The sequence below is a fragment of the Ruegeria sp. D6 genome (assembly GCF_056534365.1).
Genome location: NZ_JBQFPH010000006.1, coordinates 133,091 through 155,542 on the forward strand (window position 1 = coordinate 133,091; position 22,452 = coordinate 155,542).

Below are 22,452 nucleotides of genomic sequence, written 5' to 3' on the forward strand. Positions count from 1 at the left end.
CCCTCCCTCACGCGAAATCACGGGACAGGATGAACGCGCAACACTGCTCGGTCAGATATTGGAAGCGCGAACGCTCGCGGACATAGAGATACACTTGCCTTTTGTCGTGAAGGTCCGTGATCGGGCGGTAAGACACCGCCTCCGGCAAGAATTCGGCAACGGTTTGAGGAAGCACTGTGATCCACTCGCCCGATCGCACCAGCGTGATCAATGAATGCGTGTTGTGAATTGTGATCTCGGCGTTTTTGATTGCCGTATGGAAAGCCGGCGTTTGAATCAGATCGCACAACGTGTTTCGGACAAAGGGCGCGGTGGCGATGTCGGGGATATTCAGCGGTTCTGCGCGTGTGATCAGAGGATGATCCGAGGCAGCGACCAATCCAAAGGAGTCCTGAAATAGCGGAATGGTTCGGATGCCGTTCAGGGCGTGATACCCGGATGCGATTCCGATATCTGCCTGATCCTGAGCGATAGCATCCAACACCTGCTGCGTGTCGGTGTCGCGCAGCTCGATCTTCACCCCGGGGGATTCGCTGCTCATGTGGTGCAATAGTGGTGGAAAGATCAACGCGCCAACCGACGGGACGGATACGATCCGGATCAATCCCTGTTCAGCCAGCGCGGCGGCTTCGATATTCTGGACGGTCTGATCGAATTGGCGCACTTGCCGCAAGCCCAGATCGAGTACCTGCTCACCCAGCGGGGAAAGCTGGTTCTTGCGCTCGCCTTCGAACAGCTTTTTGCCCAGATGGTCTTCGAGCTGCTTCAATGTCATCGAGACGGCTGATTGCGTTCGACCAAGGCGGTCGGCGGCCTCGGACAGGTTCCCGGTCTGGGCCACCGTGCAAAAGCAACGCAGCATCTCAATCTTGATTGCCAACTTCAGGTTCCTTGAAGTTTGTTTAAGTTATTTGAGTTTGACTGATGTGCATCGGAAAATCCATCCTGTGACAAACGAATTCTGACTCTGGGGCGCATTGTGACCAAACTGAACCTGATCGCTGGCGAATGGCTGGCAGGCGAAAGCGAAATCGAAAACCGCAACCCTTCTGATCTGACTGACCTGGTTGGTATGTTCGCGCAAGCCAGCAGCGACCAACTTGAAGCGACGCTGGATCAGGCGCGTGTCGCGCAAGCTGAATGGGCTGCCTATGGGCTGGAACGTAAGCAGGCGGTTCTGAACGCCATCGGTAACGAGCTGATGACCCGCGCCGAGGAACTGGGCACGTTGCTCAGCCGGGAAGAGGGCAAACCGCTGGCCGAGGGTAAGGGTGAGGTCTATCGAGCGGGTCAGTTCTTTACCTACTACGCCGCTGAATGTCTTCGTCAGATTGGGGAAAACGCCGACTCCGTTCGACCCGATATCGAGATTGACGTGCGCCGCGAAGCGGTGGGTGTTGTCGCCATTATCAGCCCGTGGAACTTTCCCACCGCGACCGCTTCGTGGAAGATTGCGCCCGCGCTGTGCTATGGCAACGCTGTGGTGTGGAAACCGGCGAACATCACCCCGGCCTCGGCCGTGGCACTGACCGAAATCATCGAACGGCAGGACATTCCCAAAGGTCTGTTCAGCCTCGTTATGGGCTCAGGCCGCAGCATCGGGCAGCGTTTGGTCGAAAGTCCTAAGGTCAACGCGATCTCTTTCACCGGCTCGGTTCCAGTAGGCAAGGGCATCGCGGCGGCGGCGATCCAGAACCTGACCAAAGTTCAGATGGAGATGGGGTCCAAGAACGCGCTGGCCGTGATGGACGACGCGGATTTGGATCTTGCGGTTTCGCTGGCATTGGGCGGCGCATTCGGCGGCACCGGTCAGAAATGCACCGCCTCGTCGCGGCTGGTGGTGCATGCAGGCATCCATGATGCTTTTGTCGAGAAACTCGTCGCAGGCGCGCAGGCGATGAAAGTTGGCCACGCGCTGGAAGAAGGTGTTCAGATGGGCCCCGTCGTAAGCCAGCAGCAACTAGGCGAGAACCTCGCCTATGTCGATCTAGGTAAATCTGAAGGGGCCGAACTGGCCTGCGGTGGACAGCGCCTAGAGATGCCGCATGAGGGCTTCTACATGTCGCCGGGCGTGTTCCTGAACACCACCAACGACATGCGCATAAACCGCGAGGAAATGTTCGCGCCGCTGACCAGCGTCATCAAGGTCGGCAGCTATGACGAGGCGCTGAGCGTGGTGAACGACACCAATTTCGGCTTGACCTCGGGCATCGTGACCAAATCTCTGGCCCGCGCCACCCATTTCCGCCGCAATGCGCGCACCGGCGTGGTGACCGTGAACCTGCCTACGGCAGGCACCGATTATCACGTACCCTTTGGCGGTCGCGGCGACAGCTCTTATGGGCCGCGCGAACAAGGCAAAGCGGCGGCAGAGTTCTATACCACCGTCAAGACCGCCTATATCAGCGCGGGCCCCGTCTGATGCGTATCGACGGGCTGCAATATGCCAACTGGTCGGAGAAGATTTTCCGCCAACTGCGCGAAGGCGGCGTGGATGCGATCCACGTCACCATCGCTTATCATGAGAATTTCCGTGAAACCGTTCTGAACTTTGAGAAGTGGAATCGCTGGTTCGAGCAATACCCGGACCTGATCATGAAAGGCCGTTGGGCCTGCGACATCGACATCGCGCGCGAAACGGGGCGGACGGCTGTGTTCTTCGGGTTTCAGAACCCATCCCCGATCGAAGACGATATCGGTCTGGTTGAGGTTCTACATGATCTGGGCGCTCGCTTCATGCAGCTGACCTATAACAACCAGTCGCTGCTGGCGACCGGCTGTTACGAGGCCGAAGACACCGGCATCACCCGCATGGGCAAGCAGGTGATCAAAGAGATGAACCGCGTGGGCCTTGTTGTCGACATGAGCCATTCGGCGGATCGGTCGACCATCGAAGCGGCGGAATTGTCCGAGCGCCCCATTGCCATCACCCATGCCAATCCGCACGAATGGTCACCTGCTTTGCGCAACAAGCGCGATGCGGTGATCCGGGCGGTGACGGAAAATGGTGGGATGCTGGGCTTTTCGGTCTATCCTCATCACCTGAAGGACAAGTCCGACTGCACGTTGGAGAGTTTCTGCGAGATGATCGCCCGCACGGCAGATACATATGGCGTCCAGCATCTGGGGATTGGCACCGACCTGTGTCAAGATCAGCCCGACAGTGTGGTTGAATGGATGCGCGTGGGGCGCTGGACAAAACAGATCGACTATGGCGAGGGTTCGGCCTCGGCCCCCGGTTTCCCGCCAATGCCGGGCTGGTTTCGGGACAATCGCGACTTCGGCAACATCGAGTCCGGCTTGCGCGCCACTGGCATGAACTCCGACGAGGTCGCGGGGATCATGGGCGGCAACTGGTACCGCTTCTTTGCCGATAATTTTGGGCCACAAGGCACATGATGGACCAAAACCCGCATATCGCACGCCGCGACCCGGCCACTGTGATGCGCCTGTCCCGTCTAGGATCGTTGCATCAATGCCGTCTAAGTTTCATGCGGCAATTGACCCGTCGGATGGCTGCCGAAAACTGGACGTTCACCCGCCCAGTCTTCCAGATTGATGAAAAGGGCGTCGGTCACGCGGTCTACACTGCACAAGGTCCGGAACGCGCTTATTCGTTGGTGGCGTTTGCCCATGATCTGCCACCCGAGCAACGCTCGGATCGTGTGATCGCCGAGGCATGGGACGCGACCTTTGCGTTGTTTGACGGAATTCCTGACCCGGAAGACATTGAGCGGCTTTCGCAAAACGTACCTCTGCAAGAGGCCGGGCGTGTAAGCGAAAGCGAGCTGTCCTTGTCACGGGCCAACCGCTCGGTGCGTCTGTGGGCACATGTCGTGGATCGTCTTGCCACCGGTCAGCAGCCCGACCTCGAACAGATTTACAAGGTCGGTTACCTGATGCGGACAACCGCCGTGTATGGCTCGGGCAAGTTCGGCGCGGCAGATCGTGAGAGGATTGCAGACCGAGACGAAGTCAGCGCGCCATTTCAGGCCGAGATGCTTTCGGTCTACCTGACGCGGACCTTCGTGCGCGATCTGGTGCAACATATGGCCCGCACCAAGGGTGGCGACCAGACCGCAGAGTTGAACCCGGAAATCGCGCGTTGGCTGGGTATAGGCAATTCGACCGGGCTAGGTATGGCGCCTTTCATCGTCAATCACCCGATCCTGTTCAACAACTGGATCATGGTCCGGGAAGAGGCGATCTCGCGGGTTCGGTCCATTGAGACCGCAACAGAGGCAGAAGCGGCCAAGTTTCGCAACATCTTCGCCCGTAGCAGATTGTCGATCTCGTGGTGGAAGTCCGAGCATCCAATCCAGATCGAAAAGCTCGCGGCGCTGAATGCTGACTTGTGCGCAATATCGGACTATCTCGACAAGACCGATCTGACGGGCAATCAGCCCTGGGACCGCTTGATACAGTGGTCTCAGGCTGCGCTCAGCGAAGAAGGGCAGGAGTTGCTGGCCTCGCTGATCCTTGAACCCTACGGAGAACTGGTCGATGGGCTGACCAGCTGTATGGCAGACAGCAACGGAGCGGCGCATGTGATTGATGGCACGATGACCGTTGGCGCGGTGCGCGACCTGATCCGCGCCAGCTTTGGCTGGGCAATGGATCTGGACTGGAACGCGCCCGAACACTGCGCGCGCGCTTGGTATGTGTCCGAGGAAAAGCTCGAGCCCCGGCTGGGTGAGCGGTTTGACGAACCGATTGCAGACTACGAACAGCCGCTTGCCCCGGCGCGCGACGCGGCTCTGGCCGAAAGCGCGCTTTCGGAATGGGCGGATGGTGCACCCATCGCCGAGTTCCTACTTGAACACCCTGAACACCGCCACACGATCCGTCGCGCGCAAATGAGCCGCGTCGCGCCTTACGGCGAAATTCGCGACAACACGATCAGCGCGGATGTTCTGCCGATCGACATGCTGCGTGCCAAACTCTCGTTCTTTGGCGCCACGCATTTCGATCCTCGTTCAGACCGCTGGGTGCGTATCTGCATGTATGCTGGCGCGCCTTATCCCGAAGAGTTAAGCAGCAAGACTGCCGATCTGTGGGTCTATCCGGAGCTTGGACCGTGAACGTATCGCTGAATGAGGTCGAAGCCACGGCCAAACGCGCCGCGCGCGGAGCCGGATACCCCTGGGGACTGGCGGAAGAGGTCGGCAAAGCCACACGTTGGCTATGCGCGCACGGGATTGATGGCACGAATTCCCTTGCGCAATTGTTGGAGCAAGGTCTGGCAGCCTCACTCAAGAATCACCGCCCGGTTGAGATGCAGTCGGCTTGGGCGGGGCAAGGTGTGCTTTGCCCGATCATCACGGGCGCTTTGCTGTCTGATCGGTCTGACCTGCTGCACGCAGGTCCCATACGTATCCAGAAGCTCGCAGTACCTGTTTTTCTGCTGCCCTTCGTAGCCTCGGCGGCACGCGCCCAGAATAACGTGATCACGCATACGTGCGATCTGTTCAGGGCCGCAACGGATGGCGATCGTCTAGAGGCGGGGCAGGATTGGCCATCGTTTTCTGATCACACCCAGATCACGCTGGGCGGCCAACTTACCACCCCTCGACCGCACGTGACCCGCGCAACCCCGGACCCGGTTTGCTGGGACACCCTCAACCGATTTGCCCATCGCACCTACGCGCCTGCTACCGATGAATCCCGACTGTTGGGTGCCGGCGCTGGCCTGTCCGACAATGACTGAATGAGAGAGCGACATGATCGAAACCCGTACCCTTAGCCTAGCTGAAATCGAGGATCTTTCTTTCCGTGCGTTGGTGTCCGCGGGCACCAGCGAAGAAAACGCGCGCCCATTGGCAATTGCAACCGCCGCAACCGAGGCGGACGGGGTAGCGAGCCATGGTCTGGCCTATATCCCGATCTATTGCGAACATGTTCAGTGCGGCAAGGTAGATGGGCAGGCCACCCCTCAGCTGTCCCAGCCGCGCCCCGGCGTAGTGACGGTCGACGCCGCGACCGGGTTCGCCCACACGGCGATCGACGCGGGGTTCGATGCATTGATCGCTGCGGCGCGTACGCAGGGCGTTGCGGTGCTGGCGATCCGCAACAGCTATAACTGCGGCGTGCTGGGGTATCACACCTACCGGCTGGCACAGGCTGGTTTTGTGGGACTTGGGTTCACCAACGCGCCCGCCTCCATCGCGCCGTCCGGGGGTGCCAAACCGGTGGTCGGAACCAACCCATTTTCAATCGCGGTCCCTGGAAACGACGGCCAACCCGCATTACTGATCGATCAAAGCGCCAGCACCATCGCCAAAAGCGAGGTCATGAAACACGCGCGCGAAGGCAAACCAATCCCGGTTGGCTGGGCGTTGGACGCAGATGGCAACCCTACGACCGACCCGAATGTTGGGCTTAAGGGTTCCATGGCCCCATCGGGTGGGTACAAGGGGGTTGGCGTTGCCCTGATGACCGAGGTTTTGGCTGCAGCGCTGACTGGTGCCACGCTTGGGATACACGCCTCACCTTTTTCGGGAACCGCCGGTGGGCCTCCGAAAACAGGCCAGTTCTTTATTGCAATTGACGCTTCTGCGACTGCGGATGACGCATTTTCTTCCAGAATTGTCGATCTTGTCGAAGCGATCCGATCTCAGAACGGCGCACATTTGCCCGGTGACGGCCGCCAGGCAAAGCGTTTGGTGGCCAAGAACGATGGTGTGGCTGTCAGTGTAGCGACCCTCGACAAAATAGAAGCTCTGCTGACGTAGGGCTCGATGGCGAAGCTCCGGGACGCTCATGAAGATCTTTCTGGAAATCAGGACACGTGCGAATAGGGAGGAAACACATGTCTATGAAGGAACCTTTTACCGATCTGGAGATCAAGCGATCTTCGGGCGGGTTTTATGAAGGGCACAGTGTTGAGATTGCCTTGCTGAGCAAGTCAATCATGGTCGCGCTGGTTATCTGGGCGCTTGTCTGGCCCGCAAATGCAAACGGAGTTCTTGGAAGCCTGAACTCGCGTCTGCTGGAAGATTTCAACGCCTTCTATATCATTATTGTCGGCTTTTTTGTCTTTTTCCTGTTTGTCGTGGCGGCGCTGCCGCAAACCGGTAAGCGGCTTATGGGCCCAGAGGGCGAAAAACCAGAATTCTCGGATTTCTCATGGTTTTCGATGATGTTTGGCGCGGGCTTGGGCGTCGGTCTCATGGTGTTCGCTACCGCTGAGCCTTTAGGGCTGTGGGGATCGAACCCGGTTGTCATCGCGGGCGATGTCGTCGGCAATAGCGAAGACGCATTGCAGTCGGGATATCGCTACACTTTCCTGCATTACGGATTTCACGCCTGGGCGATCTATGTGGTGACCGGTCTGTCGCTGGCCTATTACGCCTATACGCGCAACATGCCCCTGACTATTCGCACCGCGCTGACACCTCTGTTCGGCAAGCTGATGAACGGCTTCCTGGGCCACGTCGTGGATGTACTGGGCGTGGTGGCAACCATTTTGGGTGTTTCAGTTACCATCGGGTACGGGGTTTCGCAGTTCATCGACGGCCTATACGCCATTTCGGGTATGGAATGGATGATGGATCTGACCGGTGACGCACCAGCCCCCAGCACTGTTGGTCTGCTGGCTGGCCTCATTGTGATCATGGGCCTCTCAATCATCTCGGCTGTCTCTGGTGTTGGTCGTGGCGTCAAGTACCTGTCTAACCTGAACCTGGTGTTGTCGCTGATCCTATTGTTGGTCTTTGTTGTCTTTGGGTCGTTCCTGTTCGCGATGACGACTTACGCAACTGCATTTGTCGATTACATCCAGCACTTCATTTCGCTCAGCTTTGGTGCTTTCAATCCGCAATCGGCGGCGGCGTTTGATGCTGCCCTGCCGAGTGAAGCAGCGCCGTTTGCCGATGCGCTTTATGCCGGTGCGACCAATCCTTGGGGATCGTTTGACGGGTTCAAATCTGGCCTGGAAGGCGACGCCGCCGCGCTGCCGGAATCTGTTCTGGCTTCGGTCTACGCCGCAGGTGATCCGGGTCGGCAGTTTGGCTGGCAAGCGGGCTGGACCACGTTCTACTGGGCCTGGTGGATCGCGTTTTCGCCTTTCGTCGGCCTGTTCCTGGCGCGCATTTCCAAGGGACGCTCGGTGCGTGAGTTCATCATCGGTTGTGTCTTTGCCCCTGCGCTGGTCTGCTTTGCGTGGATGACCATTCTGGGTGGCACCGCGATCGATCTCGAACTGAATGGCACCGCCGAAGGCGCCATCATCGGGGCGTCGAACACCGCCAAGCTGTTTGTCACCTTGCAAGAGATGATCACCGGTGGGCTGTTGTCTGGCATCACCGTGATGTGCGTCGTCCTGATCATGACCTTCCTGGTCACGTCGGCGGACTCGGGCATTCTGGTGATGAACACCATCATGTCTGGCGGAGATCAGAACATCGGCAACAAGCACAAGATCGTCTGGGGCCTTATCCTGACAGCGGTGATTGGCGCTCTGATCCTCGCTGCGGGTGAAAACAATCCGATGGACGCCTTGCGAAATGCGATGATCATCGGTGCGCTGCCCTTTACGATGGTCATGGGCCTGATGTGCATAGCGCTCGCCAAGGCGCTTTATCGCGATGGTCTGAGGCAAAAGCAGACCACAGCACCTGCGGAATAAACCTAGGCACGGGCGGTTGTGATGCAACCGCCCGCTGTCGTCAGGCGCTTTTGCGCACGTCAACTTCAACTCAATTCAATGAAAATTCCAGTGGCAGAGACGCCACGTTATCGTGCACTATTCGAAGCATTATGTCGGACGTGAAGATGGTGTGCCCGGAGGGAATTGAATTTGGATGAAGGAGTGCCAATACATTGATTTAATGATATAAAACCATACGTAGAGCAGCTATATGTGGCGGTCCTGCGGAGGCGTATTGGCCAATATCATGACTAATATAAGCTACAATGTAACTTCGGCAATTGTTGAAGGAATATCCTTCGCAAGCTTCTCGATAGCCGAACACTTGCACCGACGCGTCCTCGCATTTAGTCAGGATTTCGTGAATGCACCGGGCAGCCTTCAGCTCAAAGCAAAGTTACTCTACAGACTTTGCAGATTCTCAGATACGCACCAAACATCATTTCGCCACCGTTTCTACAGTGAACTTTATTGGTCAGCTAAATAATAGCTGCCTCCTGTAACCGTGAATTCGCTGCCGGACGACACTAGAGCTGTCTCCTAAAACGGGAGAGGCAATCTGGCGCGAGACACAGGATGTCGCCAACCGAAAGTTCACCTCTAACGAGGATTCTGGCTTCTCGCCGCAAAAAAGATGATCCCGGCACAAATGTTCATGCTAATCCAGTAGAGTATTAGTGCAGATGCAAGTGAATAGACCAACGCAAAAAGAACAACCGACACGATTAAGTAACGGATCAATTGATCCTTTTGGTTATGCCAGCGCAATAGGGCCTCGCTAATTCCAAGGAGCAACATTAAGATAGGGAGTAAATTTAATCCAAAAAACAGATGATCTTGTTCCGAAAGATCACTAATTAACAAAAAGCTAACGCCTTTCAATTCATCCGAGCCTCCAAAAATAAAGATCGCCGAAATCAGAAATGGAATCATAACAACGAACGAAGTTCCGGCGACGATCGATTTAATTGGATGATAGCCGTGTTTTTCATAAACTTTTTCAACTACTTCGAATCGTTTTTCGCCTTTTAGTCCAGCAGCTTGCTTTGCGATATCGATGTCGACCAACTGCTTGACCGCAAGAAATTTATCCTCGGACTTTTTCGCCCACTTCTTAAGCGGGATGGTCAAAATCGAGATCACCATTGCAAGCAGAATTATCGATAGCCCAGCAGAATTCGTTGCTGTCCACATCAAATCGAACAGCAAGTCCATCGGATATATAACCGGCAACAGGACCGTATAAACAACATCCCCTATCACTGTGGCTCAATATGGTAAATCACGCGCTTACCGCCTTTGAGGTCTTTGGAAGTACGCACTTTAAAGCGCTCTTTTAGCTCGTGCTCGAAGGCCACGCGGTCGTAATCCAGATACTGTTCCGTTTTGTTCTGCAGCAATTTGACGACCATCTCGTCGTGCCGATCAACGAACTCAATAACGATGTCGCAATTGAAAGACCGCAACCAGTCTAGGAATAATGCCATCGGGATATTGGCAGAAATCCGAATGTGGTGGACAAGGGCCAGAACCAGAATTGCATCTGGATTGGCGCGACTGTCGAATGAAGAGCGTTCCTTGCCTGCCCATCCCTGATTGGGGGAGACGTTGGACAAATCCAGCACTAACGGCAAGATGTTGTTGTGCACCGAGTGACTGGATTCATGCATAAACAGTTTCTGGACCGCATCGTGGTCGCCATCAGCTGCAATGACCAAGTCTGCATGTTCCGCAGCAATTTTTGAAAAAGTGCCTGTGTTGCAGCCGATATCCATTAGGCAATAAGGTTTCTTTTCTTGTACGAACTTTTGTACGAAACCTTTTTTCGCTTGGAGTTCCTCGTCATCGTAAGTGTGGGTTTTGTCGTATTCCGACCAGTCCGTGTGCTCGATGTTCACAGAGAGCGACTTGACCAGTCGCGTTACACTTTCAACAAGTGCCAGTACGTATTTTCGACTGACTTTGCGCTGACTTCGGTCCTGAGCGGGAACGGCATCGCGTTCACGCGCCTCAATCCGCTTTTCTACGCGAGCAGGTAGCATGATGTGGCTAGCGACACCGCGCTTGAAACGGGAGAAACCTCTGAAAAAGTTCGCAGCCTCAACCGGAGGTATACCGTCCAAGTAGGACCGTAATAATGGAAGGTGATTGATGCCCAGATGACTACGCATCATCAACGGCGTCAGAAAACAGCAACAAAACTGTCGGTATGCCAACCAGGGTTCGCCTTCCTGCCAAGGCACAAACGATGGGATGTCAATAAAGACTGGTGCCGTACCTTCAAACTGGATGTTAAAAGGTGTTGAGTCCTTAATGGTCCACCCAGCTTCCAGCGCGTCGGTCAAGATACGCAGATGCAATAGAGCCGCTCGTCTTAGCATGGCGAACGACCATTCGTAAGAGTAAGAAACGATCGAGACAGGCTCATGCTGCATCACACCTGCCCATCCGGCTTCTAGGATTTCCTTTGCAACAGGATCGTCAGGCGCGCAAAGCTTGGTTTTTACAACGCGCTTTTCGATTTCAAGTTGTTGGTAGAAGGGCTCAGTCTGGAGCTTTTTGAAGTTCTCAAGCGTTTTATTGTCGACGCCTCGAAAAATCGCAGAACTGCCATTTTCGGGTAAGTCAATTGTATATACACGGCTGCTGGGGTCACGAAAGGAGCCGCTGTTTGCCTTAGTCATCGAGCGCTCGACTGTCTTCTTCATCGCTTTTTGTGCCAAATATCTTTCGCTTCAGCTTATAGAAGTATTTGCGGAACGTGTAAGCAATCGCTGCGAAGAACCCGAGAATTGTGGTTACAATGACGCTCCCCGAACCTGGATCCACGTATGCCAGAGCAACGGATGGGTGCACAATGGCAGCGGCAATGATGAGCAATGCCAATTTCTTGCGGCTATTCATATACATAGTCCTCGAATTTATCACTTACGCCGTCAACGCTTTGGTTGATTCTATAGACTTGATCCAGTTCCTGATAGCGACCCTCGGTCAGGCACTTTAAGATTGCTTCCGCACCTTGAACGCTCGTCGTATACGTCTGCTCATTTCTCAGGTCCACATAGGTTTTACAACGTCCCTTCGGAAAAACGCCCCCTAATATCCCAAAACGGTCATGTACAAAGAACTCTGGATCTTTCGCAAAACGGGTCTCCCAAGTTCCCCGGCTCCGCCAAGGGCCGTGATCACCGAAGATATAAAGAATCGCCGTGGGATCTTCCCGCTCAAGCTGGTCCAGAAGCTGGTTCAACGTTTGCTGTGCTTCCAAAGAACGCTCCAGGTAGAAGTCATTGTAAGCGGCATCGGCTTCTTCGTCTTCGATCAAAAAGTCTTTGCCGGTGTGACCTGGGGAGTAGATGGAGGCCAGTAAGAACTGCGGCTCCTTTTGACGTGACAGATAAGACACGAAATCAAGTACATGTGCTGCTTTGTCGACCTTTGTATCGGACTTGTTTTTGTCGATGAATCGGCAGAGACCAAACAACGACACCTGTCGAAACTTGCTATCATTGAATTCGCACGCGCCCGCTGTTCGCGACGGAATATGATACCGATCCACATAGCTGCCCTGTTCGGTCCCAAAGTATTTTCCGGCATAGGCCGTGTTGATTTCGTAACCATTGTTGCGGAAAATTGCGTTTAGTCGACCGTCGTACTTACCCGTATAGAGTTCAAAACTTTTACGTTTGCCGCGATCAAATTCATCAACCTCCATCCGTAGCATTAGATTCATCGCATATTTTGTGGGGACACGGACCGAAAACAGATTCTCGAACCTGTCCATTCTGGTATAAACCGGTTCGTGGAAAGCTGTCTCTTCAATGCCCATGTAGCGAGATGTCAGGCTTTTGGGGTGAATTGAGTCAAACGAGATAAGATAGACATTTGGTTTTGTATCAAACGTGATATCTTCGATGCCTGGAAACTCTGTGTTTTCAGCCTCTCCATTCGCATCCAGCATGTCCCGCCCAGGGACAAGGATGAAAATCACAGCCACGATTACAGCAACTATTGCCCGGCCCCGAACACCCAAGCTCAGAACGATGTAAGTCAAATAGATCGCAAGGAGGCAAAGGCCAGCCATTGCTATCATCGGAAGCAATACGAATGCTTCGACCATCGACCAATTAATCGAAAAAACAGCGGCAGCGAAAAGCACACCCGTCAGAGCTCGGGTCGCAATTGCAAGCTTTGAAGGCAACAAATTTGCAACGACAACCATTGCAATAAGGGCGGAAGAACAGGCCAGAAAGGCTGTTCTGATGTAGTCCAACTCAACGGGGCGAAATTCATTTCTAGCGCTGAAAACTGTATCCAGCGTAAAAATCGATAGCGCTACAACTAATATGAATGCGCTTAAGAAAATACCCATGAGTCTTTTGCGATTATTCATTGCAGAGAAATCAACTTTCGGTCTTCAGACGAGTGTTTAGTGAAAAGTACCATTTTCTTCAATTGCGGGTGGTTAAGGCTGGTTGAGAGCTCGAGAGGGACCGGTACTACACACTAGGGCTTTTGAAAAGTAGCTAGAGACAGTTCCGAGAGATTTTTAACGTGTTTTGCAGATCGGTCTTCGATGCAATCTGATTGGAACTAGCTCGCGGGCTCTAGTGATTTGGTTTTCTTCCGTTGGACTGGTCCTCCACTATGTTTAGGAAACCGGAGGAGGCACATGGCAGACAGGCGATCGAAGCCCGGGGAGGCAGTCACGAAATTGCGACAGATTGAAGTTCTGGCAGGGAAAGAGGTACCACTTTGCCTAACGTGAGGAGCATTGCACGTCAGAGCCACCCGTCTCGATGGTGACCAAAAGGTCCCGTAGGGATCAGATTGAAATAGACCGGTCTGGCACCTTGACGGGAGATCTCAGCCCAGGCCCTGGCCATTCCGCAGCTGGTTCAAAGTCGTCATAATCGTCCACCACGTCATCACCCATGTGGACGTACCGCTTTAGTTCCATGAGGCGGCAGCGGCATGCATTAGTGCAAAGACAGAACTGCACCTCGTCGGTACCTAAAGGGCGCTTATTGATCGTCCATCGGTAGCTTCAATCCTTTTTCGTCTCGAAGGTAGTCACACTAATCTGCAATGTCCTTAGGCCTTACTCGAGAGATATCCTCGTGCTCCGGATAGGCAGCCAACGTGTCTTTCTTATGAGCGAAGTCTCAATCGTTGCATACATTCCCGTTGCTCAGGTGGTCTTTCTGTCACCGCTCCGTGAGATGGGTGAGTGCTGGGCCTTCTGCCGCCTTTTTTTGATACGCCTTCGGGTTCCCATTCGGGGAAACGCATGACCTGAGGGTCCGGGGTGAAATCGCCTTCCGTTCTCTTCAACTGCTGGCTAGCCGCCTGAATCCAAGACCTGTGGACTTCACGTAGTAATCGCGCACGCGTCGGTTCGTCTAAAGCAATACCTTCTTCCGCCAGTATCTCGTCAGCACATCTCCGTACCATTTTTTAATAGCGCCTTCGGTAGCTTCCGCTTGTTGGCTCAGGTGCAGTACACGGTTCCATATCTCAGGTTCACCCGGTTCACTATCTAGCATTTCCATCAGGCGGAAATACACGCGACCAGAAAGAGCAACGATCTTTTTCAAAGGGAGGGTTTCAGGCTTTGACCGCGGGCACGCCCACTGCTTTTGGATTTTGGCGTATTCAGCCGCAAATCTCTCTTTGGCCTCTGCAGGGTCTCTGGTGCGGAGTGACTTTGACACCTCGGCACGGTCGACGATTCCCTTAAGGTCCGCCGGAACTCGCACCCTGATGTAGTATATTCCGCTGTTTTTTGTCTTTGCCTGGTGTAGGCATGATAAGCGTCACTGTGTAGAACTCCTATGTAGGAGACTGCAAGCGCAAGCCGCTGTTTTATCGTAAGTTTCTGATGTAAATAAGGAAATCATGGTGCTGCTGGAGAGAATTGAACTCTCGACCTCTCCCTTACCAAGGGAGTGCTCTACCTCTGAGCTACAGCAGCGCTGTGGGCGGGTGATTAGACTCAAACGAAACGCGGCGCAAGGGTGTCTGGACGGTTTTTTTCTACTCCTGTAGAGAAAGGCAATGGCAGACAAAAGTTCACCTAAAAAACACGGCAAGTCCGGGGAAACGCGCGAAGACCGTCTAAAGGCGGCGCTAAAAGCGAATATGGCGCGGCGCAAGGCTCAGGCCAAGGCGCGAGCCACCTCCGGGGACAAAGCCGGCAAGGACGAGGGATAAGAGCAAATGGATTCGATTCTGGTAACGGGCAATGGCCCGCTGAACGGGCAGATTCCCATTGCGGGGGCCAAAAATGCGTGTCTGACGCTGATGCCCGCGACCTTGCTCAGCGAAGAACCGCTGACGTTGACCAATGCGCCGCGTTTGAGTGACATCAAGACCATGACGGCGCTGCTGCGGTCGCTGGGGGCCGAGGTGTCTTCGCTGCAGGATGGTCAGGTCATTGCGATGTCCAGCCATGACCTGAACAGCCACACGGCGGATTATGACATCGTGCGAAAAATGCGCGCTTCGAACCTGGTGTTGGGGCCGATGCTGGCGCGGCTGGGGCAGGCCGTGGTGTCGCTACCTGGTGGATGTGCAATTGGCGCGCGCCCGATGGATTTGCATGTCGAAGGGCTTGAGGCGCTGGGCGCCGAGATCGAGCTTGAAGATGGCTATTTGCACGCGAAGGCGTCGGGCGGGCTGAAAGGTGCTGTGCATGAGATGCGCTTTGCCTCGGTTGGCGCGACCGAGAACATCGTCATGGCCGCCACGCTGGCCAAGGGCACCACGGTGCTGAAAAACGCCGCGCGCGAGCCCGAGATTGTCGATCTGGTCGAATGCTTGCGCAAGATGGGCGCTCAGATTTCGGGTGAGGGGACCTCGACCATCGAAATTCAGGGTGTCGATCGTCTGCACGGCGCGACCCATCAGGTGGTGACCGACCGGATTGAGCTGGGCACTTATATGCTGGCCCCGGCGATCTGCGGGGGCGAGGTTGAGCTGCTGGGCGGACGCATGTCGCTGGTCGAATCCTTCGCCGCCAAGCTGGATGCGGCGGGGATCAGTGTTTCTGAAACCGACAAGGGGCTAAAAGTTTCTCGTAAGAACGGGCGTGTGACCTCGGTCGATGTGGTCACCGAACCCTTCCCCGGCTTCCCGACCGATCTGCAGGCTCAGATGATGGCGCTGATGTGCACTGCCGAGGGTGTGTCCGTGCTTGAAGAGCGTATTTTCGAGAATCGCTTTATGCATGCGCCCGAACTGGTGCGCATGGGCGCGAATATCGAGGTACATGGCGGCACGGCCACCGTAACCGGGGTCGAACGATTGAAAGGTGCTCCGGTGATGGCGACAGACCTGAGGGCCTCGGTCTCGCTGATCCTTGCCGGAATGGCGGCGGAAGGTGAGACGGTTGTCAGCCGGGTCTATCATCTGGACCGCGGATATGAACATGTGGTGCGCAAGCTGGAAGGCGTGGGCGCAAAGATCGAACGGATTAAGGGTCAATGACAGACGCAAGTTTCAAAGATGGCCGCGAGGCACCGCTGAACCTCGGAGCCGAGGATGCGGATGATCTCCAGGTGATTGCGACCCTGACGCAGGATGCGGTTTTCCCGGTGACCGAGATGACATGGCAACCCGGCCAGCGCCGCTTTGCGCTGTTGCTCAATCGCTTTCGTTGGGAAGACAAGGATGCCGCTGCCCGGCGCGGTCGCGCCTACGAGCGGGTGCAGGCCGTTTTGATGTTCGGCTCGGTTCTGTCGGTAGCCAGTCAGGGCATCGACCGCAGCGACAAGGACATGATCCTGTCTCTGCTCTCGGTCGAATTCGAGTCAAGCGAGGATGGTGCGGGACAAATCCTGTTGACCTTGGCAGGCGACGGCGCGATCCGCCTGTCGGTTGAGGCCATCGATGCAACGCTCAAGGATGTGACGCGTCCCTACAAGGCGCCTTCTGGACAAGCGCCCCATCACCCCGAGTGAAGAATAAACGTGGCATCGCTCAGGCCTTCCCGAATCCGCCACGCGGCATCGCGGTGCGGCGGGCAACCGTGTTTGATGTATTCGACATCAGCCGTGTTCTGATCCGATCGATCCGTGACCTCTGTCGGGCGGATCATCTAGATAATCCCGAAAACCTTTCCCGCTGGTCTGCCAATAAGGATCCGGCTTCGGTCCGAAACTGGATCGATAATGGAGCAATCCTTTGGGTCGCTACGCAAGTAGGAGTGGTTACTGCAGTGGGCGGTTTAAGTGGCGAGGGTGAGATATCTCTGCTCTATGTCGATCCCGATCACGCAGGGCGCGGGCTCGGTGCAGCGCTGCTGCACCGGTTGGAAGAGGAACTGCAAGCACGTGGCGCCTCTGAGGCGCATCTGCACGCGACCAAAACGGCACATTCGTTCTATCTGGCGCACGGCTGGCATGATGTCGGCGACCCGACGGAATGGCACGGCATCCCCCAATTCCCGATGCGCAAATCGCTGCACCCAGCGGCCTAAGGGTTGAGGCCACCCGGCCCGGGCGATAAGACCCGTTGAAACGCTTCCGGAGTCTCTCACATGCCCGCTTTCCTCGATACGACCTCCGCCGATTTCGAAACTGCATTTCAGGCGCTGTTGTCCGCCAAGCGCGAGGACAGCCCCGATGTGGATGCGGTTGTGGCGCAGATCATCGATGATGTGCGGACCCGTGGTGATGCTTCGGTGATCGAACTTACCGCGAAATTCGACCGGCTGGAGCTGACGCCCGAGACCATGGCCTTTTCATCCAATGAGATCGCCGAGGCCGTCGCGCAGGTCACGCCCCAGGACCGCGCCGCGTTGGAACTGGCAGCAGAACGCATTCGTGCATATCACGAAAAGCAGATGCCCGAGGATCATCAGTGGACCGATGAGGCAGGCGCAACACTCGGCTGGCGCTGGTCGGCGGTGTCGGCTGCGGGGCTTTATGTGCCGGGCGGATTGGCTTCATACCCGTCGTCGGTTTTGATGAACGCAATACCTGCGAAGGTGGCGGGCGTAGACCGGTTGGCCATTGTCGTCCCCACACCTGAGGGTCAGGCAAACCCGCTGGTCCTGCTGGCGGCACAACTGTCGGGCGTGGATGAGATTTATCGCATCGGCGGCGCGCAAGCTGTGGCCGCGCTGGCTTATGGCACCGAAACCATTGCGCCGGTCGATAAGATCACCGGCCCGGGCAACGCCTTCGTGGCCGCCGCGAAACGCCGTGTATTCGGCAAAGTCGGCATCGACATGATCGCGGGCCCCTCGGAAATTCTGGTCATTGCAGACAAGGACAACGACCCCGACTGGATCGCGCTGGACCTGCTCAGCCAGGCCGAGCATGACGAAAGCGCCCAATCCATTTTGATCACGGATGACGCAGAATTTGGTCAAGCCGTGACGCAAGCGGTGGAAAAACGTCTTGAGACCCTGCAACGCCGCGCCATCGCCCGGGCCAGCTGGCGCGACTTTGGTGCCGTAATCACTGCGCGCGATCTGGACGAGGCTGCCGCGTTGTCCAACCGCATCGCGCCCGAACATCTGGAACTCTGCGTGGCCGACCCGGTGGCGTTAAGCCAGCAAACGATCCATGCCGGTGCCATTTTCCTTGGCCAGTACACGCCCGAAGCCATTGGCGATTATGTCGGCGGCCCCAATCACGTGCTGCCCACAGCGCGTTCGGCGCGCTTTTCGTCTGGCCTTAGCGTGATGGATTTTCTCAAACGCACAACGCTCAGCCAGATGACACCCGAAGCTTTGCGCGCCATCGGCCCGGCGGCTGAAACGCTTGCGCAATCCGAAAGCCTCGAAGCGCATGGCCTGTCCGTTTCGGCGCGCCTTAACCGGCTGAATGGCTGAAGTGACGCAATGACTTGGCACGCATGGCGCTTCTGTACGTTGCTCAATGAAAATCGTTGTTATAGGTCTGTGCAGACGCAAGGATTGTGACCGTTAAGATGACCCGTATTTCGCATATCGAACTGGACGACCGAAATCTGCCCCCGCCGACACCGGAGATCGAGCAGGAGCGGAAGGTCGCCATATATGATTTGCTTGAAGATAACTCGTTCACGCTGCCAGCGCGCGACGATCGGATGATCCCCGACGGGCCCTACCATGTGCAGCTATCAATCCGTGACAAGCGACTGGTTTTCGATATCGCCACCGAAGCCAGCGAGAAGGCGGCTGAGTTTCATCTGTCGCTTGGTCCATTCCGGCAGGTCGTAAAAGACTATTTTCAGATCTGCGAGAGCTATTTCGATGCGGTGAAAACACTGCCGCCCAGCCAGATCGAAACGATCGATATGGCTCGGCGCGGCATCCACAACGAAGGCAGCCGCGTGTTACAGGAAAGGCTGGAAGGCAAAGCTGAGGTTGATACTGATACTGCCCGCCGCCTTTTTACGCTCATCTGCGTCCTTCATTTTGGAGGCTAACGGGTGACGCCTCTGCCGCAGTCCATTCTGTTCTGTTGCGACCACAATTCGGTTCGGTCACCCATGGCCGAAGGCATCATGAAGAAGTTTTACGGCACCGGCACCTATGTGCAATCCGCCGGTGTGCATAACGATCTTGAGATCGATGGGTTCTGCATCGCAGCCTGTCAGGAGATTGGCGTTGAGCTGTCCCGTCACCGCTCGCGTTCTTTTGACGAAATGGAGCAATGGGGCGATGACCTCAGTTCATTTGATCTGATCGTGGCCCTGTCACCCGCCAGCCAGCGAAAAGCGCTGGAACTGACGCGTTTTTTTCACCTGGATGTCGATTATTGGCCAATTATGGACCCTACCGGACTAGGTGAAACCCGCGAGGACAAGCTACGTCATTATCGACAAACCCGAGATCAGATCATCGCGCATCTGAAAGACCGCTGGGGTGAACCGACGGAGTGACCATGAACCCGACCGTGAAAACTTACTTTGATGCCTTCAATGCCGGTGACGTGGATGGCATGTTGGCCTGCCTGTCGGATGACGTGGCCCATCATGTCAACGAAGGTCAGATTCGCGTCGGCAAAGAGAAATTTGCCGCCTTCTGCGCGCATATGAACCGCTGCTACCGCGAGAACCTGACGGATATCGTGATCTTTGAAGCCGAAGGCGGTACCCGTGCTGCGGCTGAGTTCATCGTCAACGGAACCTATCTGGAAACTGATGAAGGTCTGCCAGAAGCGTATGGGCAGACTTACCGCTTGCCTGCGGGTTCGTTTTTTGACCTTAACGACGGCAAGATCACCCGCGTGACCACGTTTTACAACCTTGCGGACTGGACCAAACAGGTCTCGAATGGCTGAGATTTCGCAGGTCCGCGCAATGACCGGATCGACATTGGTCGACGCGTTGGATGAAGTCGCGCGCCTGCGGATCGACGTATTTCACGCTTGGCCATATCTCTATGATGGCGATCTGAAGTATGAGCGGAAATACCTGCAGTCCTACGTCGATAGCGCCATGGCCATCGTTGTCGGAGCGTTCGACGGTGATACTTTGGTGGGTGCTTCGACGGGTGCACCTTTGACGGATCACGCCGACGATTTCGCGGCCGCGTTCGAAGGCTCGGGCCTATCGCTGGGCGATATCTTCTATTGCGCAGAATCGGTTCTGCTGCCGGAGTATCGCGGGCAGGGAGCAGGCCATACGTTCTTTGATCTGCGCGAAGCCCACGCCCATGCGATGGGATTCACCAAAAGCGCCTTCTGCAGTGTAGTACGCCCTGACGACCACCCCATGCGACCAGATCATTACCGCCCGTTGGATGCCTTCTGGCGCGCGCGGGGATATGCGCCGCTTCCTGGCGTCGTGGCGCTATTCTCGTGGAAGGATCGAGGCGACGATTGCGAAACCCAAAAGCCGCTTCAATTCTGGATTCGGGATTTATAAGCCATCCATGCGCGTCGCGCCGGGTGTTTGAAACGGGTTGTGGCATTGTGAGTTGGCGATGACATGTGCGGCCGAATTTGCCTGAAACACCCTATGATTGTATAGTTTCACCTATTCAATTGCGCGTTTTCATGGGGAAATTTGATGAAGTCCGTTTTCAATCGCCTGATTCCGGCCTTGGTGCCGCTGACTTTGATCACCGGTTGTGCCTACGAGAACAGGGCCTTTAATGCCGAGCAAACCGTGCTGTCGAATACATCGGGAGACGTTATCCAGCACGCTGTAGGGATCGGGGGTGCGTTTGAAACGGCACCAAAAACATTTCAGTCCACCAGCCTGTTGCTTGAACGCGGTCCTATTCGTACGTCGTATTACGCGCTGCAACTTTCAGATGCCTACAAAAGGCTGGGCGACGAAGCAGCGCGCAATCGGGACCTGACAGCGGCGGCACTGATCACTGTAGCAGGCGGTGCCGCGCTTGGAAGTGCGGCCTCGATCTCAGGGAAAGACCTGGCCTTGGTCTTGGCCGGTGGAGCTTTGATCAATGAAGGCGTTAAATACGTAAACCCTAACAGCGCGGCGCAGGCTTTCTACGTGGCATCCGAGTCAATGGCATGTGCAAGTACTGCGATTGCCGCCCATGTGCCTGTGGACACTCCACCTGACATTCGTGTGTCTTCTCTGACCCTTTGGTACATTCGAAAAATTGAGGTTTTGCTGCGCGCGGGATTGAAGCGGGACGTACCGGACTGGAACACGTTGCTCAAAAACCTTGGTTTGACGAGGCAAGGAGCCAATGACGTGGACGCTCTGCGAGCTGGAGACATAAACCTCAGTGCATTGGAAGTAGACTTGAAAAAGTGCCTGAGGCGAGAACCGGTCGAGAAAGGTTAAGCCAAGGCTCTGTACGTCGTGCGGTGGACTTTTCCGTAGAACAAAAAAATACGCCTCTGTTTTTGACCTCAATCCGAAAACTGCCGCCGTTTTGCCGCGCGGATCTCGCGAGCTTGTTGTTCTTGTCCAACGCGAAATGAATCCTCGACGAAATCCATATGCGTGCGTGCGGCGGTTTCTGCACGGTCCGGGTCGCCATCGATGATGGCCTGCGCGATTGCCTTGTGCTGATCAAGCAGTGCTTCACCCGTGCCGTCCATCGAGCGCAGGAAGCGGCGGTTGTAGAACACGCCTTGGCGCGTGAGGTCATAGATGGATGCCATCATGTGGATAAGGGTCGTGTTTTGGCTCGCATCGACAACGGCGGCGTGCAGTCGAAAATCAGCCTCTTCACTGGCATCCTGATCGTCATTCTCCCAGGCTCGCTGCATTTCATCGATGATTTCTGCAATCCGTTCCTTGTCGGACTGTGTGGCGCGCTGTGCGGCGAGGCGGCTGGCAAAGGCCTCTTGCTCGCGCCGGTATTCAAGATAATCGTAGAAAGCACTGCCGTGCCGGGCATAGAGAGACAGAAGGGCGGGCGACATAGCACGACCGGTCAGTGGGGCGATAAAGGTGCCCTCGCCATGTCGCACGGTCACCAAGCCGCGATTTTCGAGGATTTGGAGTGCTTCGCGCAGCTTGGGGCGTGAAACGCCTAGGGCTTCCGCAAGCTCCCGTTCAGACGGGATTTTGCGACCCTCTTTCAGGATTCCATCAACAATCATTGTCTCGATTTGTGCGACGACCGCATCGGCAATTGATTCGTGACCAACGGGATCAAAGAGGCTGTTCGTGCTCATAATTCCTGTCCGGTAGTTAGATTAGAGATCGTCGAAGTTGTTTATAATATTTACCACTAGCTTTCGACATTGCAAGAAAAACTACCCAAAAATACGGATACTCGCTGCGCGTATAAGCGTATGTTTTTATTGAGTGTCACAAAATTATTCGAAAATTCCGGGTTATGAAAGGTCAATCTTGGTTATGAGCCACATCACCACGGCGTA

General features: G+C 55.5%; 23 protein-coding genes, 1 tRNA gene and 1 pseudogene. 16 read left to right on the forward strand and 9 right to left on the reverse strand.

All coding sequences use genetic code 11. The features are described 5' to 3' along the window. Positions 1 to 7 precede the first annotated feature (7 nt). Positions 8 to 880 (reverse strand): LysR family transcriptional regulator, encoded by an 873-nt coding sequence (locus ACR0A1_RS18480; RefSeq protein WP_170648399.1) that lies wholly within the window; start codon positions 878 to 880, stop codon positions 8 to 10. A 99-nt stretch (positions 881 to 979) separates the two neighbouring features. Between ACR0A1_RS18480 and ACR0A1_RS18485 the strand changes: the two genes are divergently transcribed. The 6 genes from ACR0A1_RS18485 (at position 980) to ACR0A1_RS18510 (ending at position 8,626) form a co-directional block, all read left to right on the forward strand. Further along, on the forward strand, positions 980 to 2,422 hold the full coding sequence (locus ACR0A1_RS18485) for an aldehyde dehydrogenase family protein (protein WP_170398417.1): 1,443 nt from the start codon (positions 980 to 982) through the stop codon (positions 2,420 to 2,422). Continuing rightward, positions 2,422 to 3,399, forward strand: coding sequence for a membrane dipeptidase (locus tag ACR0A1_RS18490; RefSeq protein ID WP_480754703.1), 978 nt, complete (start codon positions 2,422 to 2,424; stop codon positions 3,397 to 3,399). Before ACR0A1_RS18485 ends, ACR0A1_RS18490 begins: the two co-directional genes overlap by 1 nt. Beyond that, complete coding sequence (locus tag ACR0A1_RS18495) at positions 3,399 to 5,081, forward strand: hypothetical protein (protein ID WP_480868770.1); 1,683 nt, start codon at positions 3,399 to 3,401, stop codon at positions 5,079 to 5,081. Before ACR0A1_RS18490 ends, ACR0A1_RS18495 begins: the two co-directional genes overlap by 1 nt. Further along, on the forward strand, positions 5,078 to 5,707 hold the full coding sequence (locus tag ACR0A1_RS18500; RefSeq protein WP_480868730.1) for a DUF3726 domain-containing protein: 630 nt from the start codon (positions 5,078 to 5,080) through the stop codon (positions 5,705 to 5,707). Before ACR0A1_RS18495 ends, ACR0A1_RS18500 begins: the two co-directional genes overlap by 4 nt. 13 nt (positions 5,708 to 5,720) lie before the next feature. Then, positions 5,721 to 6,731, forward strand: a complete 1,011-nt coding sequence (locus tag ACR0A1_RS18505) for an Ldh family oxidoreductase (RefSeq protein WP_480754699.1) — start codon at positions 5,721 to 5,723, stop codon at positions 6,729 to 6,731. Between the two features lie 77 nt (positions 6,732 to 6,808). Next, complete coding sequence (locus ACR0A1_RS18510) at positions 6,809 to 8,626, forward strand: BCCT family transporter (RefSeq protein WP_170398432.1); 1,818 nt, start codon at positions 6,809 to 6,811, stop codon at positions 8,624 to 8,626. Positions 8,627 to 9,247: 621 nt separating this feature from the next. On the opposite strand, the gene ACR0A1_RS18515 is transcribed toward ACR0A1_RS18510, so the two are convergent. The 7 genes and pseudogenes from ACR0A1_RS18515 to ACR0A1_RS18545 all read right to left on the reverse strand — a co-directional run bounded on the left by ACR0A1_RS18515 (position 9,248) and on the right by ACR0A1_RS18545 (position 14,621). Further along, positions 9,248 to 9,862 carry a YidC/Oxa1 family membrane protein insertase gene (locus tag ACR0A1_RS18515; protein ID WP_170566741.1) on the reverse strand — a complete coding sequence of 205 codons (615 nt, stop codon included), beginning with the start codon at positions 9,860 to 9,862 and terminating at the stop codon, positions 9,248 to 9,250. Positions 9,863 to 9,906: 44 nt separating this feature from the next. Then, positions 9,907 to 11,355 (reverse strand): hypothetical protein, encoded by a 1,449-nt coding sequence (locus tag ACR0A1_RS18520; RefSeq protein ID WP_170566762.1) that lies wholly within the window; start codon positions 11,353 to 11,355, stop codon positions 9,907 to 9,909. Next, positions 11,324 to 11,551, reverse strand: coding sequence for a hypothetical protein (locus ACR0A1_RS18525; protein WP_170398438.1), 228 nt, complete (start codon positions 11,549 to 11,551; stop codon positions 11,324 to 11,326). The genes ACR0A1_RS18520 and ACR0A1_RS18525 overlap by 32 nt, the downstream gene beginning before the upstream one ends. Beyond that, entirely contained in the window at positions 11,544 to 13,040 is a 1,497-nt protein-coding gene (locus ACR0A1_RS18530; protein WP_170566766.1) for an alkaline phosphatase family protein, read from the reverse strand. The genes ACR0A1_RS18525 and ACR0A1_RS18530 overlap by 8 nt, the downstream gene beginning before the upstream one ends. Before the next feature lie 1,009 nt (positions 13,041 to 14,049). Then, positions 14,050 to 14,244 carry a hypothetical protein gene (locus tag ACR0A1_RS18535; RefSeq protein ID WP_480868734.1) on the reverse strand — a complete coding sequence of 65 codons (195 nt, stop codon included), beginning with the start codon at positions 14,242 to 14,244 and terminating at the stop codon, positions 14,050 to 14,052. A gap of 42 nt (positions 14,245 to 14,286) precedes the next feature. Next, positions 14,287 to 14,421, reverse strand: a pseudogene (locus ACR0A1_RS18540) (DUF6538 domain-containing protein); the annotation flags it as partial. Positions 14,422 to 14,546: 125 nt separating this feature from the next. Continuing rightward, positions 14,547 to 14,621, reverse strand: a tRNA-Thr gene (locus ACR0A1_RS18545). A gap of 83 nt (positions 14,622 to 14,704) precedes the next feature. On the opposite strand from ACR0A1_RS18545, the gene ACR0A1_RS18550 reads away from it, so the two are divergent. The 10 genes from ACR0A1_RS18550 (at position 14,705) to ACR0A1_RS18595 (ending at position 21,403) form a co-directional block, all read left to right on the forward strand. Beyond that, the gene (locus tag ACR0A1_RS18550) at positions 14,705 to 14,860 is read left to right on the forward strand and encodes a hypothetical protein (RefSeq protein WP_170513789.1); all 156 of its coding nucleotides are present in this window, start codon (positions 14,705 to 14,707) and stop codon (positions 14,858 to 14,860) included. A 6-nt stretch (positions 14,861 to 14,866) separates the two neighbouring features. Then, a complete protein-coding gene (murA, locus tag ACR0A1_RS18555; protein WP_480868736.1) occupies positions 14,867 to 16,135 on the forward strand; it encodes a UDP-N-acetylglucosamine 1-carboxyvinyltransferase in 1,269 nt (422 codons plus the stop codon). Further along, the gene (locus tag ACR0A1_RS18560; protein WP_170425681.1) at positions 16,132 to 16,608 is read left to right on the forward strand and encodes a DUF2948 family protein; all 477 of its coding nucleotides are present in this window, start codon (positions 16,132 to 16,134) and stop codon (positions 16,606 to 16,608) included. The genes murA and ACR0A1_RS18560 overlap by 4 nt, the downstream gene beginning before the upstream one ends. Beyond that, entirely contained in the window at positions 16,605 to 17,126 is a 522-nt protein-coding gene (locus ACR0A1_RS18565) for a GNAT family N-acetyltransferase (protein WP_480868738.1), read from the forward strand. The genes ACR0A1_RS18560 and ACR0A1_RS18565 overlap by 4 nt, the downstream gene beginning before the upstream one ends. A 60-nt stretch (positions 17,127 to 17,186) precedes the next feature. Continuing rightward, positions 17,187 to 18,488, forward strand: a complete 1,302-nt coding sequence (hisD, locus tag ACR0A1_RS18570) for a histidinol dehydrogenase (protein WP_170595202.1) — start codon at positions 17,187 to 17,189, stop codon at positions 18,486 to 18,488. Positions 18,489 to 18,586: 98 nt separating this feature from the next. Next, complete coding sequence (locus ACR0A1_RS18575) at positions 18,587 to 19,066, forward strand: UPF0262 family protein (RefSeq protein WP_170398457.1); 480 nt, start codon at positions 18,587 to 18,589, stop codon at positions 19,064 to 19,066. 3 nt (positions 19,067 to 19,069) lie between these two features. Next, positions 19,070 to 19,522, forward strand: coding sequence for an arsenate-mycothiol transferase ArsC (locus ACR0A1_RS18580; RefSeq protein ID WP_170398460.1), 453 nt, complete (start codon positions 19,070 to 19,072; stop codon positions 19,520 to 19,522). Between the two features lie 2 nt (positions 19,523 to 19,524). Continuing rightward, positions 19,525 to 19,923 (forward strand): ketosteroid isomerase-related protein, encoded by a 399-nt coding sequence (locus ACR0A1_RS18585; RefSeq protein ID WP_170398462.1) that lies wholly within the window; start codon positions 19,525 to 19,527, stop codon positions 19,921 to 19,923. Continuing rightward, the gene (locus tag ACR0A1_RS18590) at positions 19,916 to 20,509 is read left to right on the forward strand and encodes a GNAT family N-acetyltransferase (RefSeq protein WP_480754693.1); all 594 of its coding nucleotides are present in this window, start codon (positions 19,916 to 19,918) and stop codon (positions 20,507 to 20,509) included. The genes ACR0A1_RS18585 and ACR0A1_RS18590 overlap by 8 nt, the downstream gene beginning before the upstream one ends. A gap of 144 nt (positions 20,510 to 20,653) precedes the next feature. Continuing rightward, a complete protein-coding gene (locus tag ACR0A1_RS18595; protein WP_170425690.1) occupies positions 20,654 to 21,403 on the forward strand; it encodes a hypothetical protein in 750 nt (249 codons plus the stop codon). Positions 21,404 to 21,471: 68 nt separating this feature from the next. On the opposite strand, the gene ACR0A1_RS18600 is transcribed toward ACR0A1_RS18595, so the two are convergent. Next, positions 21,472 to 22,245: a FadR/GntR family transcriptional regulator gene (locus tag ACR0A1_RS18600; RefSeq protein ID WP_170408227.1), complete on the reverse strand. Its 774-nt coding sequence runs from the start codon at positions 22,243 to 22,245 to the stop codon at positions 21,472 to 21,474. Positions 22,246 to 22,452: the final 207 nt, after the last annotated feature.

Coding starts and splice junctions, on each gene's coding strand:
- ACR0A1_RS18490 (WP_480754703.1), top strand. CDS start 2,422: ATGCGTATCGACGGGCTGCAATATGCCAACTGGTCGGAGAAGATTTTC.
- ACR0A1_RS18495 (WP_480868770.1), top strand. CDS start 3,399: ATGGACCAAAACCCGCATATCGCACGCCGCGACCCGGCCACTGTGATG.
- ACR0A1_RS18505 (WP_480754699.1), top strand. CDS start 5,721: ATGATCGAAACCCGTACCCTTAGCCTAGCTGAAATCGAGGATCTTTCT.
- ACR0A1_RS18510 (WP_170398432.1), top strand. CDS start 6,809: ATGTCTATGAAGGAACCTTTTACCGATCTGGAGATCAAGCGATCTTCG.
- ACR0A1_RS18515 (WP_170566741.1), bottom strand. CDS start 9,862: ATGGACTTGCTGTTCGATTTGATGTGGACAGCAACGAATTCTGCTGGG.
- ACR0A1_RS18520 (WP_170566762.1), bottom strand. CDS start 11,355: ATGAAGAAGACAGTCGAGCGCTCGATGACTAAGGCAAACAGCGGCTCC.
- ACR0A1_RS18525 (WP_170398438.1), bottom strand. CDS start 11,551: ATGAATAGCCGCAAGAAATTGGCATTGCTCATCATTGCCGCTGCCATT.
- ACR0A1_RS18530 (WP_170566766.1), bottom strand. CDS start 13,040: ATGAATAATCGCAAAAGACTCATGGGTATTTTCTTAAGCGCATTCATA.
- ACR0A1_RS18550 (WP_170513789.1), top strand. CDS start 14,705: ATGGCAGACAAAAGTTCACCTAAAAAACACGGCAAGTCCGGGGAAACG.
- murA (WP_480868736.1), top strand. CDS start 14,867: ATGGATTCGATTCTGGTAACGGGCAATGGCCCGCTGAACGGGCAGATT.
- ACR0A1_RS18560 (WP_170425681.1), top strand. CDS start 16,132: ATGACAGACGCAAGTTTCAAAGATGGCCGCGAGGCACCGCTGAACCTC.
- hisD (WP_170595202.1), top strand. CDS start 17,187: ATGCCCGCTTTCCTCGATACGACCTCCGCCGATTTCGAAACTGCATTT.
- ACR0A1_RS18575 (WP_170398457.1), top strand. CDS start 18,587: ATGACCCGTATTTCGCATATCGAACTGGACGACCGAAATCTGCCCCCG.
- ACR0A1_RS18585 (WP_170398462.1), top strand. CDS start 19,525: ATGAACCCGACCGTGAAAACTTACTTTGATGCCTTCAATGCCGGTGAC.
- ACR0A1_RS18590 (WP_480754693.1), top strand. CDS start 19,916: ATGGCTGAGATTTCGCAGGTCCGCGCAATGACCGGATCGACATTGGTC.
- ACR0A1_RS18595 (WP_170425690.1), top strand. CDS start 20,654: ATGAAGTCCGTTTTCAATCGCCTGATTCCGGCCTTGGTGCCGCTGACT.
- ACR0A1_RS18600 (WP_170408227.1), bottom strand. CDS start 22,245: ATGAGCACGAACAGCCTCTTTGATCCCGTTGGTCACGAATCAATTGCC.